The sequence below is a fragment of the Nostoc sp. C052 genome (assembly GCF_013393905.1).
Taxonomy (GTDB): Bacteria; Cyanobacteriota; Cyanobacteriia; order Cyanobacteriales; family Nostocaceae; genus Nostoc.
Map to the genome: position 1 here is coordinate 5,545,055 of NZ_CP040272.1, position 15,627 is coordinate 5,560,681.

A 15,627-nucleotide genomic window follows, 5' to 3' on the forward strand; every position below is an offset into this window, starting at 1 on the left:
GAGAATAATAAATAACCAATGACAAATGACCAATGACCAATGACAAATGACAAATGACAAATGACAAATGACTAAAAGATTGTTAATTGTGGATGATGAAGAACGAATCCGCGAATTAGTACAAGCTTGTTTAGAAGACTTGGGAGGATGGGACACCTTGACAGCTGCATCAGGGACAGAAGGACTAAAAATCGCCCAGACAGAACCCATTGATGCCATTCTACTTGATGTCTCTATGCCTGATATTGACGGCTTTGCAGTCTACGAAAAGCTTCAGGAAAATTCTGCAACCCAAGGGATTCCAGTGATTCTGTTAACAGCAAAAGTCCAAGGGAGCGATCGCGCCCGTTTCGCCCAAATGGGAATTGCTGGGATTATTACCAAACCCTTTGAACCTACCTCTATTTGCAACGAAGTTACCAATATTTTGGGGTGGGATGATTAATTCTTGAAGAAGAATTCAGAAGTCAGAATTCAGGAGCAAAGGTGTCATATCATGTTCGCCTAATCACTTATTAAAAAAATTCTCCGCGTCCCTTCGTCTTTGCGTCAGTCTTAATGATAAGTATTCAACCGAACTTTATATCAGAATCAATGAGTAGGGGACGTGAACCCATTTATTCATGTAGCGATCGCACAGAATTCAATTCTGAATTCTGGCTCCTGACTCCTGAATTCTATTTTTTAAGATTTGTAACAAAATCTATATCTTTATTAGTTTTTTATTTTTATCATCTATATTTTTTGTTTGCAGATAAAAATATTTTCTCTCACAGGAAAGCTGTATGAAATGACATGAATATGCTAGGGGAGGTAAATATAACCGGCAAAACGATATTGCTCATTGATGATGAACTGAATGTACGTGAGATAGTAAAATTTTGCCTCCAAGATTTAGCTGGTTGGAATGTGCTGACAGCAGATTCTCCATCAGAAGGATTGCAGAATGCAGTACATCATAGTCCTGATGCGATTGTATTAGATATCTCAATCCGTGATATGGCTAGTTTTGAATTTATGAACAAACTAAGAAATAATACAGAAACTCAAACTATTCCTGTAGTGCTGCTCAGTGCGAAAGCGCGATGGCTGGATTCGCAAATTTTGCAAAAGTATCAAGTTGCAGGCGTAATTCTCAAACCCTTTAATCCAGTTACTCTCCCTGCTCAAGTTGCTCAACTGCTCGGTTGGGATTTTACTTCACTAATGGAGTGAACAAGAATGCGTAAGACATCCAATATATATAGCAGTCTTAAATCATTCGTGAACAATCAGATCCCCGACTTCTTTGATAAGTCGGGGATCTGATTGTCTACCTACGCAAATAATTACAAAAATCAGCGTTGCATAAATACAGAATGAATTGGCGGTTGAAACTATTGGAAACTCATTTTAAATTGTGCGAAATCATCCTCTAATTCAGCAATCCCGAAAATTGCTATAAATTACAGTACGAATATTAAAGTTTAGCCTTTGAGCAATTGGTTTGATTTTGAAGTTATTAATAAGTATCAAGTTTAAGCTTGAATTTAACTTAGCGTTTTGGATAATTTGGAATAAAATACTCGAACAAATTCTTACATATTACATAAATAAACACAGGGAGAGTCTTATCAAGAAAGTGCGCTTAAAGTCACTCTAGACATCTACACTGCCGGATTTGCCCCTTGTCATGTAGAGTTCTTGGAAAAGTTGCAAGTCAGAGCCAAGCTAGTTGTACCAATTTTTCAAGGCGATCGCCTTTGGGGACTTTTGGTTGCTCATCATTGTAGCGCCCCACGTGACTGGCAACCTTGGGAAGGCCAACTGCTTCAGCAATTGGCGACACAGTTAGCGATCGCTATTCAGCAATCAGAACTTTATCAACAATTACAGCGTGCCAACCAGCAACTTGAAAATATGGTGATGGTGGATGAATTAACTCAAATCGCCAATCGCCGATGTTTTGATCATCGGCTTGATTCTGTCTGGCAATATCTTTTACGAGAACAAGGTTTTATCTCACTACTTTTATGTGACATTGATTATTTTAAACAATATAACGATACTTATGGTCATGCGACCGGAGATGATTGTTTGTGCTTTATTGCCCAAGCTTTCAAACAAAGTGTTAAACGTTCTAGAGATTTAGTTGCTCGTTATGGCGGAGAAGAGTTTGTTGTCATCTTACCCAATACTGCTAGTGATGGGGCTTTTCACGTTGCCCAAGAAATTCATAAAGCTATAGAACAGCTAAATATTCCCCATACTGCATCAGATGTGAAGCAGTACGTCACCTTGAGTATCGGAATTGCCACGATGATTCCTACGCCTAAGATGGTTCCTTTGGATTTGATTGAGGTCGCAGATCAAGCCCTTTATCAAGCCAAAGCAAACGGGCGCGATCGCTCTTATATAAATAGACTGTCTTAGCCAGTGAGTGATGCCTGGGGCAATACTTCTCGGTTAAGGGGAAAGGGGGAAAGGGAAAAGGGAAAAAAAACCTTTAACCCAAACCCGATTCCGAGTTAAAAATGCAAAACCCGAGAAGTATTGATGCCTGGGGTGGTAACAGAGCTTTGTCATTGGCGCAGTCTCCGTCTCCGACACGCTATTGGCGTTCGTAGAGAAGTATGAGCTACCCCAATACAGTTTAAAATGAGCAACAAAACACTTGTAGAGACGGCGATTTATCGCGTCTCGAAAACCCAAAATTGTTGCCAGCAGCCTTTAACTGAACCTGATTGCGAGCTATCCGACACTAATTAAGTGCTTGTTGAGATTTTTTAAAACTTGTTAACTACTTTCATTTCTTTATTAGTTCTTTATTTTCTGTTTATAAATTAAAGCTGCTGGTAGTTAAGCCAAGAGCGAACTACTTATTTGTGTTTAACTTTTTTAATAAAACAACAATTCTATGACAAACTGCCCTTGCTGTTCCAACCAAATGCTTCGTCACATTCGTTTACAAGAAACCTACTGGTTCTGTCGCCACTGCTGGCAAGAAATGCCTAACTTGAGTTCAGCAATGAACAGGAGTACTTTAAATTTAACTAGAAAAGGCACATCATTAGTTAAAACGCCAATCTACTCATTTTGAAATACCAAAATTACTATTTTATAGTACTCATTTAAAAACCAAATTAACTCTTGAAGTTATCCATTGTCATTAATCATTGGTGTTTAAAAAGTAGGATGGTTTCATACAACGAGAGAAAAATAATAATGATTTGTAGAGGGTAGAGAAAAATAGATAACTAATACCGTTGAATCTGCATATATATAATTCACCCCCCGACTATCGCCGTCCCCCCAAAGTATCGGGGGGACTAAAGCCCGGATTTCTCACGCATAGTATAGGCTTCAGGGGAAGAGGAGTGTGGGGAGTGTGGGGGGTAAGACTTCTTCCCCATCCTCCCATAACCTCCCACACCCCTTGGATTTCTCACTTGTGAGAAATCCAGGTAAAGGGGGTATTATTATGTGAATCTTCATACAGAATTAGTATAAAAAGTCAATCAAAGCCAGTTCTGCAATGACTCAAACTGAGCAAATTCCGACTCTAGCTGCCATTGAATCCGGGCGCGATCGCTCTTTTGCAAAAAAGCACTGCACCCTTGAGAAACAGAGGTTTTACCAGGGGTATCGCTTGCACAAGCTGAAACTATTGCCTTAAACTCAGGCGACTCCCAGAGACTATTTCCCGGAGCGAAACTATATTCTAAGCTGTTGCGAGCCAGTCGCTTGAGGTCTTTATATCCCAGCTTATATCTTGTTGCCGCTAACAGATACTCATGACTCAAATCGATGCGGGAAACGCCTTCATCATCGGAAGCAAGGGTCATTGGTACTCTAGCCTTCCAATACTCCATAAAAGGATGCTGATCTCCCTGGACATTTAAAATAACCTCATTACTGGTCAGGCAGATTTCGACCAACACGCCGAGTCGCCGCATTTGCTCCATCAACTCAAAGGGACGCTCCTCAAAAAGAATATCCACACCATGTCCAATGCGAGATGCCTGTGCCACTTCTACAGCTTGCCGAATATGAAAACGTAAATCCTCGGTCGGAACCAAACCCAGGGTTAACTCTCCGGCATGAAGCGCGACTTTGACATTAGGATATTGGCGTTTGAGAAATTGCAGCATTTGCATTTGCAGGGTGTAGTCGCGCAGTGCAATCGGGTTGTCTTCTGGGGCAACAAGATTGATACCAACTACCCGCGAATCTGATGAATCTAGTGCAAAGGCATAAGCTAACTGAGCAAACACTTCAACGGGCGACTTTGTTCTTGTCGTTTGCTGCAAATAGCTCACTTTCACTGCACATCCAGGCTGTGCTGATGGAGTACCGCAACCGAGTGTTTTCGAGACTTCGCCCTCCAACTGTGCAAGTTGCTGGCTGCCGAGTGTCACTAGCTTGGTTAATCCTCGTTTGAGCAATTGACGGTGCATTTCTTGGAAATCTTTATTCCAACCAACTTCACGCCCTAGCTGTCGAACCTCGCTGCCCTGAACGGTAAGCATTAACTCTAGATAGGTAATATGCTGCGAAGCTGCCCGATTTGCTACTTCTGCAACCATATCATCCCGACGGCTCATAGAGTCTGATATTGTCCCAAAACCACTAAAAGCCTCAAAAAATTGGTCATGTCCAGATTTTCCAGCAAATCGGAGGTTACGAGTAGACCAACGATTTATTAGGGAATCATAAACAGATGTTCGGTTGAACAATTCTGAGGCGGGAAAATAGCTACTGTCTTGACCGCAAGCTTTAGGTTCAACTAAAACCTCCGCTTTTGGATTCACACAATACCCATCGCTGGCAGCCCACTCTAGATAGTGTTCTGCGTACACAGCCCCGCTGAGATGACTGTGGATATCTCCTCCCTTCGGCATTCGCTGTACAAATGCTCGTAAAGCGGCTGGCTGGGCGCGATGGGCTTCAAACCAACTAGCAGCTTCAGCTTCACTCCGAGTCGAGGACTGCTGCGAATTAGATGGGACTTGGGCTACTACGCTGAAGATAAAACAGCTAGAACTCGTTAATACTCCTAAAAACAAGAATAAGGGCGATCGTCTATGCATATAGATTCATTTTTTTATGACCAGAATTCTCTGGTTAAATTTCCGCATCATTGTAGCCTTTCTCTGCGGTAATTAAGCACAGACTTTTTGATTTTTAACCGAGTACCGTGGGTTTAAATCCCCCGTTTCAATAATCGGCAAGTTTTGGGTCGAGGTCTAAATCCCCGGACGCGACGCTCGATTACTCGCTAACGCAGACTCGCTAATACAAAATTTAATTACAAATTACGAATTATTTAATCGTTCTCGACTTAGTATATTTGGCCAACCAACTCGGATATGAAGGACAATAAAATCTCTCTTGCTTATTTCATCCTAACTTGAAATTTTATAGTAATTATCCTAGCGACTGTCTTGAAGCCCAATCTCAATTTCGGATAAACGATCGCCAACACTAAAACCGACCTATATGTTTTGCGATCGCCTTTTTACATCATCTCAGCCCGATCGCCTAAATCCAGAATATTCCAAACAGCGATCGCCTTTTCCGATCATTTTTCCCTAATCAGTTAAGATAATCTTCATCAATCTTCTTTCCTTTTACCCTTCTCCTTGGAATTATGACGCAGGATGAGTTATTGCAACTGATAGATCGCGCCGTGGCTGAGGGTTGGCGAGAGTTAGACTTGTCGGGGCAAGAGTTGACTGAGTTACCTGTGGAAATTGGTAAGTTGCAGCAGCTTGAGTCTTTGATTTTGGGAAAGAAGATTGAAGGTTATGAACGAGTAGGAAACCGCTTTCTCCAAAAGGTTTCAGGCAACAATTTAAAAACGCTTCCACTCGAACTATTGGGTTTGCCTAATTTGCGTAAGTTGGATATTAGTGGCAATCCTTTAGAGAGCATTCCCGATGTGGTAACGCAAATACTACATTTGGAGGAACTTATCTTAATTCGAGTAGAGCTAACTAAAATACCTAATGCGATCGCTAATTTAACCAATCTGACGCAGCTTCACCTCAGTTACAACCGAATAACCCAGATTCCAGAGACGATCGCTAATTTAACCAATCTGACGCAGCTTCACCTCAGTTACAACCAAATAACCCAGATTCCAGAGGCGATCGCTAATTTAACCAATCTGACGCAGCTTCACCTCAGTTACAACCAAATAACCCAGATTCCAGAGGCGATCGCTAATTTAACCAATCTGACGCAGCTTCACCTTGGTGATAACCAAATAACCGAGATTCCAGAGACGATCGCTAATTTAACCAATCTGACGCAGCTTCACCTCAGTCGCAACCAAATAACCGAGATTCCAGAGGAGATCGCTCAATTAACCAATCTGACTGAGCTTGTCCTCAGTGGCAACCAAATAACCGAGATTCCAGAGGAGATTGCTCAATTAACCAATCTGACTGAGCTTGTCCTCAGTCGCAACCAAATAACCGAGATTCCAGAGGAGATCGCTCAATTAACCAATCTGACTGAGCTTGTCCTCAGTGGCAACCAAATAACCGAGATTCCAGAGGCGATCGCTAAATTAACCAAGCTGAGGGGGCTTGTCCTCAGTGACAACCAAATAACCGAGATTCCAGAGGAGATTGCTAAATTAACCAATCTGACGCACCTTGACCTCTTTTCCAACCAAATAACCGAGATTCCAGAGGAGATCGCTAAATTAACCAATCTGACATACCTTTACCTCTTTTCCAACCAAATAACCGAGATTCCAGAGGAGATCGCTAAATTAACCAATCTGACGCACCTTTACCTCTTTTCCAACCAAATAACCGAGATTCCAGAGGAGATCGCTAAATTAACCAATCTGACGCACCTTTACCTCAGTCGCAACCAAATAACCGAGATTCCAGAGGAGATCGAAAGTTTGCCGAAATTGGAAAAACTAGATTTACGGGGAAATCCGCTTCCTATTTCACCAGAGATTTTAGGATCTTCTGATGATGCTGGTTCAGTTGAAGATATTTTCAATTACTTGCGATTACTCCGTAGCGGTGAAGTGAGTCCACTCAACGAAGCCAAACTCTTGCTCATCGGACAAGGCAGCGTCGGCAAAACATCGCTTATTGAGCGATTAATCCGCAATAAATATGACAAAAATCAATCCCAAACCGACGGACTCAATGTAGAAACTTGGAACGTGCAAGTCAATAGCAAAGACATTCGCCTGAATGTTTGGGACTTTGGCGGACAGGAAATTTATCATGCCACCCATCAATTTTTTCTGACTAAGCGCAGCCTCTATCTCCTAGTCTGTAATTGTCGCACCAGCGAAGAAGAAAACCGCATCGAATATTGGCTGAAACTAATCGAAAGCTTCGGCGGACAGTCCCCCGTGATTATCGTTGGCAACAAAAAAGACGAGCAACCTCTCGACATCAACCGCAAAGCATTACGCGAAAAATATCCTAACATCCAAGACATTATCGAAACCTCATGCCAAGACAATATCGGCATTGATGAACTTCGCACCGCCATTTTGCAGCAAGTCGGCAAACTCAAAGAAGTCTATGACCTTCTACCACTCTCATGGTTTGAGGTTAAACAACAACTCGAATCCATGCCCCAAGACTTCATCAGCTACAACCGCTACATCGGCATCTGCCACGAAAACAAGATTCCTGAAGAACAAAACCAAGATCAACTCATCGATCTCCTCCATCGACTTGGCTTAGTTCTCAACTTCCGCGATCATCCCATCCTCAAAGATACCAACGTCCTGAAACCCAACTGGGTGACAGAAGGCATTTATGCGCTCTTGAGCGATGAAAACCTCAAAACTAAAACCAAAGGCATTTTTACCCCCGCCGATCTCATCCGTATCCTTGACCCAGAGCGCTATCCCACTCAGCGTCATGGCTATCTAATCGAACTAATGAAGGAATTCGAGCTTGGCTTTGCACTAGAATGTTACCCACCACAATTTCTGATTGCGGGACTTCTGCCAAAAGACCAACCAGACGAAACAGAACTCCAAGGCGAAACCCTGGAATTTCAATACCATTACAAAGTTCTCCCCGAAAGCATCATCTCCCGCTTCATCGTCAACACCCACGAAAAAATCCATAACCAAATCTATTGGCGCAGTGGCGTGATGCTGCAATATCAAGAAAACAACGAAATCTACAACATCGCTCGCATCAAAGCCGATCCCGAAGACAAAAAAATCTTCATCACCATTAGCGATCGCAAAGAAACCCGCCGCTTATTTCTCGGCATCCTCCGCGATGTCTTCCAAAAAATCCACAAAAGTCTCCCCAATCTCGAAATCACCGAATGGGTTCCCGTCCCCAACCATCCCAACCACCCGCCCCTCGACTACCAAGAACTCCTCGGACTCGAATCAATGGGTGAAAGCATAATAACTATCGGCAAACTAAAATTAAAACTCGATTTACGTCAACTTTTAGATGGCTATGAATCAGTAGAATCGCGTCGAAAATCACAAAAAACAGATAATGATTTAGGTGATAGGACTGCTTATGAAGATATGCGAGATATTGCTAAACTAGCTGTCAGCAGAGAAATTAAAATTAATAATAATAATAAAGCCGAGGCAAATGCTATGTCAGAAAATCCTCAATTCACAAACAACCTTCAAGGCGCAAACATCGCCAACCTTGCCAACCAAGTCAAAGACAACGCCAGTCAGCAAGCCTCTAACTTCAACCAAACAAGCGGCGCAAGCGTAGCAGAACTAATGCAACTGATCGGCAACTTGCGCCAAACTGCTGCCCAATTTCCACCAGAAACCCACGACGACATTATCATCGATATTGATGATGTAGAAGTAGAAATTCAAAAGCCAGAAAAAGAACGCAATTTACCCAAACTCAAAAAGCGTCTAGTAGCTTTACTAACTGCTGCTACTGTAGTCGCTGCCCCCATTGCAAGCATGACAGGCTTTACAAAGGATGTTCTGGAAATAGGAAGCAAATTAGGCATAGAACTAAAGCTTCCCCCTGTTAAATAGACTTTTCTAACTCTAGGCGCGATCGCATGGCTGGAAATAATACCCGCCTTTGACTTGATGAAAATTGAACTAGCGATCGCAAAGCAAAATAATTACCAAATAATTGTTACCAACTTTGCAGCAAAAATATTTTGATCGCAAGTTAATAAAGCTACTTGATTTCCTTGACTCTCTACAACTAAAGCTGTTGATACAATTTGGCGATCGTGCATTTCATTGATAGAGGTTAGTTCTGCACTTTTTTCAATGACATCATAATCCAGTGGATGTATAAAAACTCGTTTATCATTCTTAACAACCTTTAACAAGGCATCAACAGAAGGAATCGAAGTTTTACCACGACTAACGATCCATACCGACTCCGCCAAAGCGATCGCAGGCAAAATTAATTCACTGGTTGCATCGGAAAGAATAGCTTTTACAATAGGGCTTAAACGAGAATTACCTTCTAAAAACCAGATTAGAGCATGAGTATCAAGTATATATTTCATGTTGATAGATTCATGTCTAACTCAGAGCCTCGTCAGCATCGCCATGAAACTCAGCATCTTTGAAATCAGACTCAGTGGATTGCTGAGAACCTGAAAACATACCAAAAGACATAAGTTGACTATCTAAACTGACTGATTCAGAAGTTAAAAAAGTTACAAAAACTTGGCTTTCAGTAATGTTTTGTGGGACTTCAGCTAATTCGATTTTGCCGTTCCTGTATATTCCTTGAATTGTTTGTAACATAATGGGTTGCGTTGAGTAACTTGAGCGAGCGCTAATAAATCACGGCACTAGAACATTTTAGCTAAAATTTGGCAGACTCAAAACCTTCTGTATGCTGTAAAATTAGTTGTGAATGGCACGATGGCTCCACCGGTTCGCAAACCGACCATCGCATAGGTTGAAATAATACCCGCCTTTGACTCGATGAAAATTGAACTAGCGATCGCTATTCATCAATCAATATTTAAACCTAACCTACAGCAAACTCCGTATCAGAGCGCACTCTAGCAGGTTGAAAACCCAAAACTATATCTTTATATGGTACACCCAATTTTAATAACTCAGATGCAATTCCATCTTCCGTACCATCATATTGAATCCAAATTTTGCCATTTTTAATATCCAAATGTAGCAAACATCCATAATCCCTGATATTATTCTGCGTCCAACCCACATATACTAATTGATAGTGATCTCGCTCCGTATCAAAAATAGGTTGAGCCTCAACATCTTTTACCGATTTCATCGAACGATCAGCTTTTGCTTGGATTAGTTGTTGAATATATTGCCTGTAGAGAACTACTTTATCCATTGCTCAATCGTCTCCTTTTCTAAGTCATAAACTAAAAGTTTAATTTGACTGCGTTGTACCACACTATTAATAAAAGCTAAATTAAAAAAGGTTTGATAAACAAAACGAGGTACTGCTAAATATAAAATTCGCTCTGGATCTTCATCTTCTAAAGCATAGCGATAATCTAAAAACTGTCCATGCGCTAAATGAAAATCAGAAATCCTTGAGGGACTAATAAAACTTTTCACCTCAACCGCAATTTTATCATTTCCCCTTTTGGCAGCGATAAGCTGTTCCCCCCCAATGACTAGATATATTTCAACTCCACCTATACGCAATTCGTATGGATCGTGAGTTATTTGCCATCCGTCTTTTTCAAGAGCGCGTTTAACTTGCTCGTGATACAAATCTTTTGCCATATTATGGGTTGCGTTGAGAAACTTGAGCGATCGCTAATAAATCACGGCACTAGAACATTTTAGCTAAAATTTGACGGACTCAAAATCGTCAGCGCAATAAGTCTGACGGCATGGTTACGCTGTGAATAATTTTAATCAGCGTCAATTTGATTTTACTTTTCATAAAAGCAACGCAGGTACTTCAAAACGATATTTGGGTACTTCAAAACGATATTTGGGTACTTCAAAACGATATTTGGGTACTTCAAAACGATATTTGGGTACTTCAAAACGATATTTGGGTACTTCAAAACGATATTTAGGTACTTCAAAACGATATTTGAGTACTTCAAAACGATATTTGAGTACTTCAAAACGATATTTGAGTACTTCAAAACGATATTTGAGTACTTCAAAACGATATTTGAGTACTTCAACATGATATTCAGACGCTTGTGGACTCGCCAACGCTCTGCTATCACCCAGTCTTATAAAATTTATACCTACATGAATTGCCCCTACGCATTTTCACCAGATGTCTAATTAACGCCGACGCTTCACAAAAATGAATAGGGCGATCGCACTCACACCTAAAAGCCATCCCCCTGATGCTTCAGGGACGCTAACTTTCAAGGGATTAATGGGTTTAGAGAGATTTTCCTTCCCATTCTCAACTTTCCGATCAAAGCGATCGCCTTGGGCTTCTGCTGCTTTGAGTAACTGTCTTTGCTCATCGTTGACTAATACCAACATCGAAGAATAAGGGCTGACAATCTTGTACTTTTTGGCTACGGCATGAATCGCATCCAAACCTTTGAGGTTGTCTAACTTAATTTCTTTACTCAACCCTAAAATTAATTGTCTGGCTGCTAATGGCAATAAATCATCTTGTTGATTGCTAGTTGCAATTGCTGTGTCTAATGTTTGCAGATACCAAGCATAACCATTAACAACACTCACAACAGAGTTACTTAAAATTGATTTAGTCGCAATTCGTTGCAGCACCTCAGAAATATCAACACCAACTCCACCACCGCTATCTTGCAATGATTTAATGATGCCATCGTTATAAGCTCCAGGTAATTCACCTAGATGTATCATCCACAAAGGTGCAGGCGAATCGGGGACAGTTTTATTATTCTTCGATAATTCATAACTACCTTCATCACTCACCAGCAAAACGACATCATAAGCTGTATCTCCACGTAAATTATTAAATTGTGTCAGCATTTCTTGGGGTTGAATTGTGCCGTAAAAGGTGACTTTTTCCGGTTGGAATTGCTGGAGATCGTCTAACCGTTTGGGTGTAACTCCTGGAGAAACACTGAGATATAAATCTGCATCGTTGTTTGTCAAATCATTATCTGCAAAGTCGTGTTTTTTCAACCATGATAATGTTTGTACTAATTCTTGAATATGTTTCCCCATACTGCGAGAAGTATCGAGAACTACAGCAACTCGTTGGTTTTTAGGTAAGGTGTAATCTTGACTAGATAAGGGTTTAGCTAATATTTTGTAGCCTTCTTCTAAATTTACTTCATGCAATACAGGCTGAATTTTTCCACTTGCAGGGATAAATTTTTCTAACCAAGCATCGTCTTTCAAACCGATTTCTTTACCGTTACGGATACGCTTGGTTTGATTAGTCCAGAATATATTACGTCTTTCACCTAAATCGGGCATTTCCCAACCAGAGTCTTGTCCTAGAACTTTGTAAGTTAACCATAGGTGCATTTCTGTAGGGAGCGCTGGTTGCCCTTGTATTTGTTGTACATTGTTAGGAGGAATAGGAAAAGCCCGTAAGCGATAATGTCTCGGTCCTACTTGTTCCAACAAAGCTGGATCTATAGGCCGTGAACGTCTAACTTGAGAATTATAAACTTTCTGGGCAGCACCGCGAGGAGAGACAACAAAAGGAAAACGTTGGTCTAATTTATTAGTATCTCCCAACCATAAGCCAGTAATTACAGCGCTTTCTGGCAAAGAAAAGGAGTAAAAAACTTCCTGAACTTCTCGTGTTTGGTTTTTATAAACTTCGTGCAATTCCACATCAGCCCAATCACCATGTTCTTTAACTGTGACTTCTTGTGATCCCAATAAAACTTTTTTTTCGTTAATATTTAATAAACCTGCTTTAACTTCTTCTTCATTAAAAGTCGATTGTACTGCGTGGCTAACTGCTGTTTTTTCTGCTTTTTGTAGAGGTGTATCAAAAAAATCGGCGTAAAGTTTTTCTGCCTTGGCGGGATCTTTTTCAGAACCATTATATAAAAATGGCGACATGAGAAAGTTATAAGTTGCTTGCAATCCATCAGCAGCCGATTTATCTAAGCCTAATACATGACGATACATAGCACTGATGTGATTATTTTCTTGCTTGCTGCTAAGGTAGCGGTAAGAAGATAAATAAGCATTAACTAATCCTGTACGAATTTGTTCTGACTTGGCTACAAGTGTTTGGCGATCGCCATCATTTTTAGGTGCATTAGCTAAGAGTGAAAAAGCTAGTACTTGGGGTTGTTGTTGTAAAGATATAAAAGTAACTGCAAACGCCACAAAAACTGCACTAGCACCAGCAAATGTTTTCTTCTTACCATGTTCTAAAGCAAAAGCTCTTAAAATTTTTGCTCCCGAATTTACATACATTGCTGTTAGCATCGATGGCATGGCAATAAACAATGTGGCACTAAAACCAATAAGAGCCAGCCAAATGAGAATCACAAATACCCCTCCAAGAAAAGCTGAGTGATATAGTACATCCCATAATGGTTTTAACCATGTAAATTTGATAAATTCTTGCAACAGAAATACTGCAAAAGGCAAGGCGTAAAATAATAAAATTGCACCTGCATAAATGCCAAATACCAGCATTAATGTATGGGCTAACATTTGTACCCATTGCAAACCACTTTTGCGTCGGTCAGCATAACCCAAAAATAATTCTCCAGCAAAAGCAGCTATACATACGCCAGTTACGATCAGAATTTGGCTACTAGCTGGTGTCAGTTCTCGAATCACAAATAACCGCAACAAACACAACACAAATAACGGTGCTTCTATACCATAAAATAGGCGAATTACTTTCAAAGGTTGTTTAAGAAATTTCCAGCCACCGATAATACTAGAAAATGTGGGTATGGCAATTAAAGTAACTAGAGTCAAGGAAAATTCAGTTGGGATATCACCTGTTAATGTTGCTTGAAATAATGGCACGCCTACATAAGGTAATATTCCTATATAAACTAACATTAAAAATGCCAGGTTCCAGAGCCAAAATATTCCGTAGAAACTTGTATTCCAAAACGATATCACAGTTTTACTCCTCTAAGAATTATTGACCAACTAATCAATGCTTAAAGCATAGATCCTTCTTTTAATTTTTCCCTTAACACTGGCTTTTCTAACAATTTGCTTAGACAATTAAACCTTGTATCAAGGTTTAACACCAACACCCCACTAGTACAGTACAAAAAAAATTGCAAATCAAAACTCAACTCATCTTTGCAACTTTTAACATCACACTTTAATAGCAGCCTCAGCAGTCTATTTACAAGATACAAGCTTTTGTTATTTCTGGTTGGAGTCCGTGCGATCGCGCTTTGTGGCTTAAAACACTGGCGATATTTGACATGATTGCACTCTGCACAGTACCTTTGTGCGATCGCCTTTCTTATATAAAGGTAAGTCCGCGATCGCGCATGTCAGCTTTGTGGGAGAAACCCTATACGCACAGAGTAGTATGAGCGATAACATTTTATATAAATTGAACACTGTGGATAAAATGCTAGATATGAAATGCCAATTCTTACTCAACGCCTTGTTCGCACAGATGAAAGCAGGATATTGGTGGATCAGTATCTTATTATGGATGACTTTAGCTACCCCAAGCAAAGCATCTGTAATCTTGCGAATCGCAATTGAGAGGGGAGTTAATCAGGTAACAGTTGGCAGTTCTACAACTGCGTTGGTTAAAGATGGTACTGGTCATACTCTCGGAAAATTACCAGCAATGAGTTCATTTTATGCCCAAGCAGTTCCAGGCGGTGTGGCTTTAGATAAATGGCAGTCTGGTCTATTTTGGATTGAACCCACAGGCAAGGGATTCGTTTACATTGGCGAACGCTGGTATCGAGGCAGAACTCTCGTTATCCCAACAGACAAAGGACTAACCGCCGTTAACTGGGTTGATGACGAAGAATATCTCTACAGTGTTGTTGGTGGCGAAATGGATACTGAGTGGCCTGCTGAAGCTTTGAAAGCACAAGCAGTTGCCGCCAGGACTTTTGCTCTCTATGAGCGAGAAAAACAACGCAATAATCCTATTTACGATTTAGGCGATAGTCCAGATCACTGGCAGAATTATAAAGGAGTAATCAATGAAACTCCTAGTACTTATGCCGCCGTCGATGCAACTGATAAACAAGTACTAACTTATAAAGACAGTGTTATTCTCTCAGTTTTTCATGATTGTTCTGGAGGACATACTGAAAATGTCGAAGACGTTTGGGGAAGCCACGAGCCTTACCTGCGTGCTGTTGAAGATTACGATCAAAATGTTAGCGAGTGCAAATGGGTGAAAACTTTCTCCCCTAGAGAAATTAGTGCCAGAATTTCTGATGTCGGCAATGTTAAAGACATGATTGTACAAACATACTCACCTTTTGGTAGTGTTAAAGTCTTAAAAATCGTTGGTGACAAAGCTACCATTGTACTGGTTGGCGAAAAAGTACGTACAGCCCTGAAGATTAAAAGTACCCACTTTATCCTTACCAAATCCGCAGATGGTAGTTTTGTACTTCAAGGACTTGGCTATGGTCATGGTTTAGGCATGAGTCAATGGGGCGCATACAATTTAGCTAAAAGAGGAGTAAACTACCTGCAAATTTTAGGGCATTATTATCAGGGCGTAGCTTTAAGTACCATTAACGCTAAATAAC

At 40.6% G+C, this 15,627-nt stretch carries 12 protein-coding genes; 5 read left to right on the top strand and 7 right to left on the bottom strand.

Features of this window, described 5'->3' with window-relative positions; translation table 11 throughout:
- Window positions 1–67: 67 nt before the first annotated feature.
- From FD723_RS22895 to FD723_RS22905, 3 genes are all read left to right on the top strand, one after another.
- Complete coding sequence (locus FD723_RS22895) at window positions 68–445, top strand: response regulator (RefSeq protein WP_179067418.1); 378 nt, start codon at window positions 68–70, stop codon at window positions 443–445.
- 350 nt (window positions 446–795) lie between these two features.
- Window positions 796–1,215, top strand: coding sequence for a response regulator (locus tag FD723_RS22900; protein ID WP_179067419.1), 420 nt, complete (start codon window positions 796–798; stop codon window positions 1,213–1,215).
- Window positions 1,216–1,683: 468 nt separating this feature from the next.
- Window positions 1,684–2,412, top strand: a complete 729-nt coding sequence (locus tag FD723_RS22905; protein WP_218651750.1) for a sensor domain-containing diguanylate cyclase — start codon at window positions 1,684–1,686, stop codon at window positions 2,410–2,412.
- Window positions 2,413–3,497: 1,085 nt separating this feature from the next.
- On the opposite strand, the gene FD723_RS22910 is transcribed toward FD723_RS22905, so the two are convergent.
- Window positions 3,498–5,069 carry an adenosine deaminase gene (locus FD723_RS22910; RefSeq protein WP_179067420.1) on the bottom strand — a complete coding sequence of 524 codons (1,572 nt, stop codon included), beginning with the start codon at window positions 5,067–5,069 and terminating at the stop codon, window positions 3,498–3,500.
- Between the two features lie 560 nt (window positions 5,070–5,629).
- Here FD723_RS22910 and FD723_RS22915 point away from each other — a divergent pair.
- Entirely contained in the window at window positions 5,630–9,004 is a 3,375-nt protein-coding gene (locus FD723_RS22915) for a leucine-rich repeat domain-containing protein (protein ID WP_179067421.1), read from the top strand.
- A gap of 92 nt (window positions 9,005–9,096) precedes the next feature.
- Here FD723_RS22915 and FD723_RS22920 read toward each other — a convergent pair whose 3' ends face one another.
- The 6 genes from FD723_RS22920 to FD723_RS22945 all read right to left on the bottom strand — a co-directional run bounded on the left by FD723_RS22920 (window position 9,097) and on the right by FD723_RS22945 (window position 14,002).
- The gene (locus tag FD723_RS22920) at window positions 9,097–9,495 is read right to left on the bottom strand and encodes a type II toxin-antitoxin system VapC family toxin (protein WP_179067422.1); all 399 of its coding nucleotides are present in this window, start codon (window positions 9,493–9,495) and stop codon (window positions 9,097–9,099) included.
- A gap of 16 nt (window positions 9,496–9,511) precedes the next feature.
- Entirely contained in the window at window positions 9,512–9,739 is a 228-nt protein-coding gene (locus FD723_RS22925) for a hypothetical protein (protein ID WP_179067423.1), read from the bottom strand.
- Window positions 9,740–9,968: 229 nt separating this feature from the next.
- Window positions 9,969–10,310: a XisI protein gene (locus FD723_RS22930; RefSeq protein WP_179067424.1), complete on the bottom strand. Its 342-nt coding sequence runs from the start codon at window positions 10,308–10,310 to the stop codon at window positions 9,969–9,971.
- A complete protein-coding gene (locus tag FD723_RS22935) occupies window positions 10,298–10,711 on the bottom strand; it encodes a XisH family protein (protein WP_179067425.1) in 414 nt (137 codons plus the stop codon). The genes FD723_RS22930 and FD723_RS22935 overlap by 13 nt, the downstream gene beginning before the upstream one ends.
- 159 nt (window positions 10,712–10,870) lie before the next feature.
- On the bottom strand, window positions 10,871–11,158 hold the full coding sequence (locus FD723_RS22940) for a hypothetical protein (protein WP_179067426.1): 288 nt from the start codon (window positions 11,156–11,158) through the stop codon (window positions 10,871–10,873).
- 75 nt (window positions 11,159–11,233) lie between these two features.
- The gene (locus FD723_RS22945) at window positions 11,234–14,002 is read right to left on the bottom strand and encodes a TIGR02921 family PEP-CTERM protein (RefSeq protein ID WP_179067427.1); all 2,769 of its coding nucleotides are present in this window, start codon (window positions 14,000–14,002) and stop codon (window positions 11,234–11,236) included.
- Window positions 14,003–14,480: 478 nt separating this feature from the next.
- On the opposite strand from FD723_RS22945, the gene FD723_RS22950 reads away from it, so the two are divergent.
- Window positions 14,481–15,626, top strand: coding sequence for a SpoIID/LytB domain-containing protein (locus tag FD723_RS22950; RefSeq protein WP_179069239.1), 1,146 nt, complete (start codon window positions 14,481–14,483; stop codon window positions 15,624–15,626).
- Window position 15,627 lies beyond the last annotated feature (1 nt).

Excerpts from the sequence above, each read along its gene's own strand:
- FD723_RS22895 (WP_179067418.1), top strand. The coding sequence starts at position 68 with ATGACTAAAAGATTGTTAATTGTGGATGATGAAGAACGAATCCGCGAA.
- FD723_RS22900 (WP_179067419.1), top strand. The coding sequence starts at position 796 with ATGAATATGCTAGGGGAGGTAAATATAACCGGCAAAACGATATTGCTC.
- FD723_RS22910 (WP_179067420.1), bottom strand. The coding sequence starts at position 5,069 with ATGCATAGACGATCGCCCTTATTCTTGTTTTTAGGAGTATTAACGAGT.
- FD723_RS22915 (WP_179067421.1), top strand. The coding sequence starts at position 5,630 with ATGACGCAGGATGAGTTATTGCAACTGATAGATCGCGCCGTGGCTGAG.
- FD723_RS22920 (WP_179067422.1), bottom strand. The coding sequence starts at position 9,495 with ATGAAATATATACTTGATACTCATGCTCTAATCTGGTTTTTAGAAGGT.
- FD723_RS22925 (WP_179067423.1), bottom strand. The coding sequence starts at position 9,739 with ATGTTACAAACAATTCAAGGAATATACAGGAACGGCAAAATCGAATTA.
- FD723_RS22930 (WP_179067424.1), bottom strand. The coding sequence starts at position 10,310 with ATGGATAAAGTAGTTCTCTACAGGCAATATATTCAACAACTAATCCAA.
- FD723_RS22935 (WP_179067425.1), bottom strand. The coding sequence starts at position 10,711 with ATGGCAAAAGATTTGTATCACGAGCAAGTTAAACGCGCTCTTGAAAAA.
- FD723_RS22950 (WP_179069239.1), top strand. The coding sequence starts at position 14,481 with ATGAAATGCCAATTCTTACTCAACGCCTTGTTCGCACAGATGAAAGCA.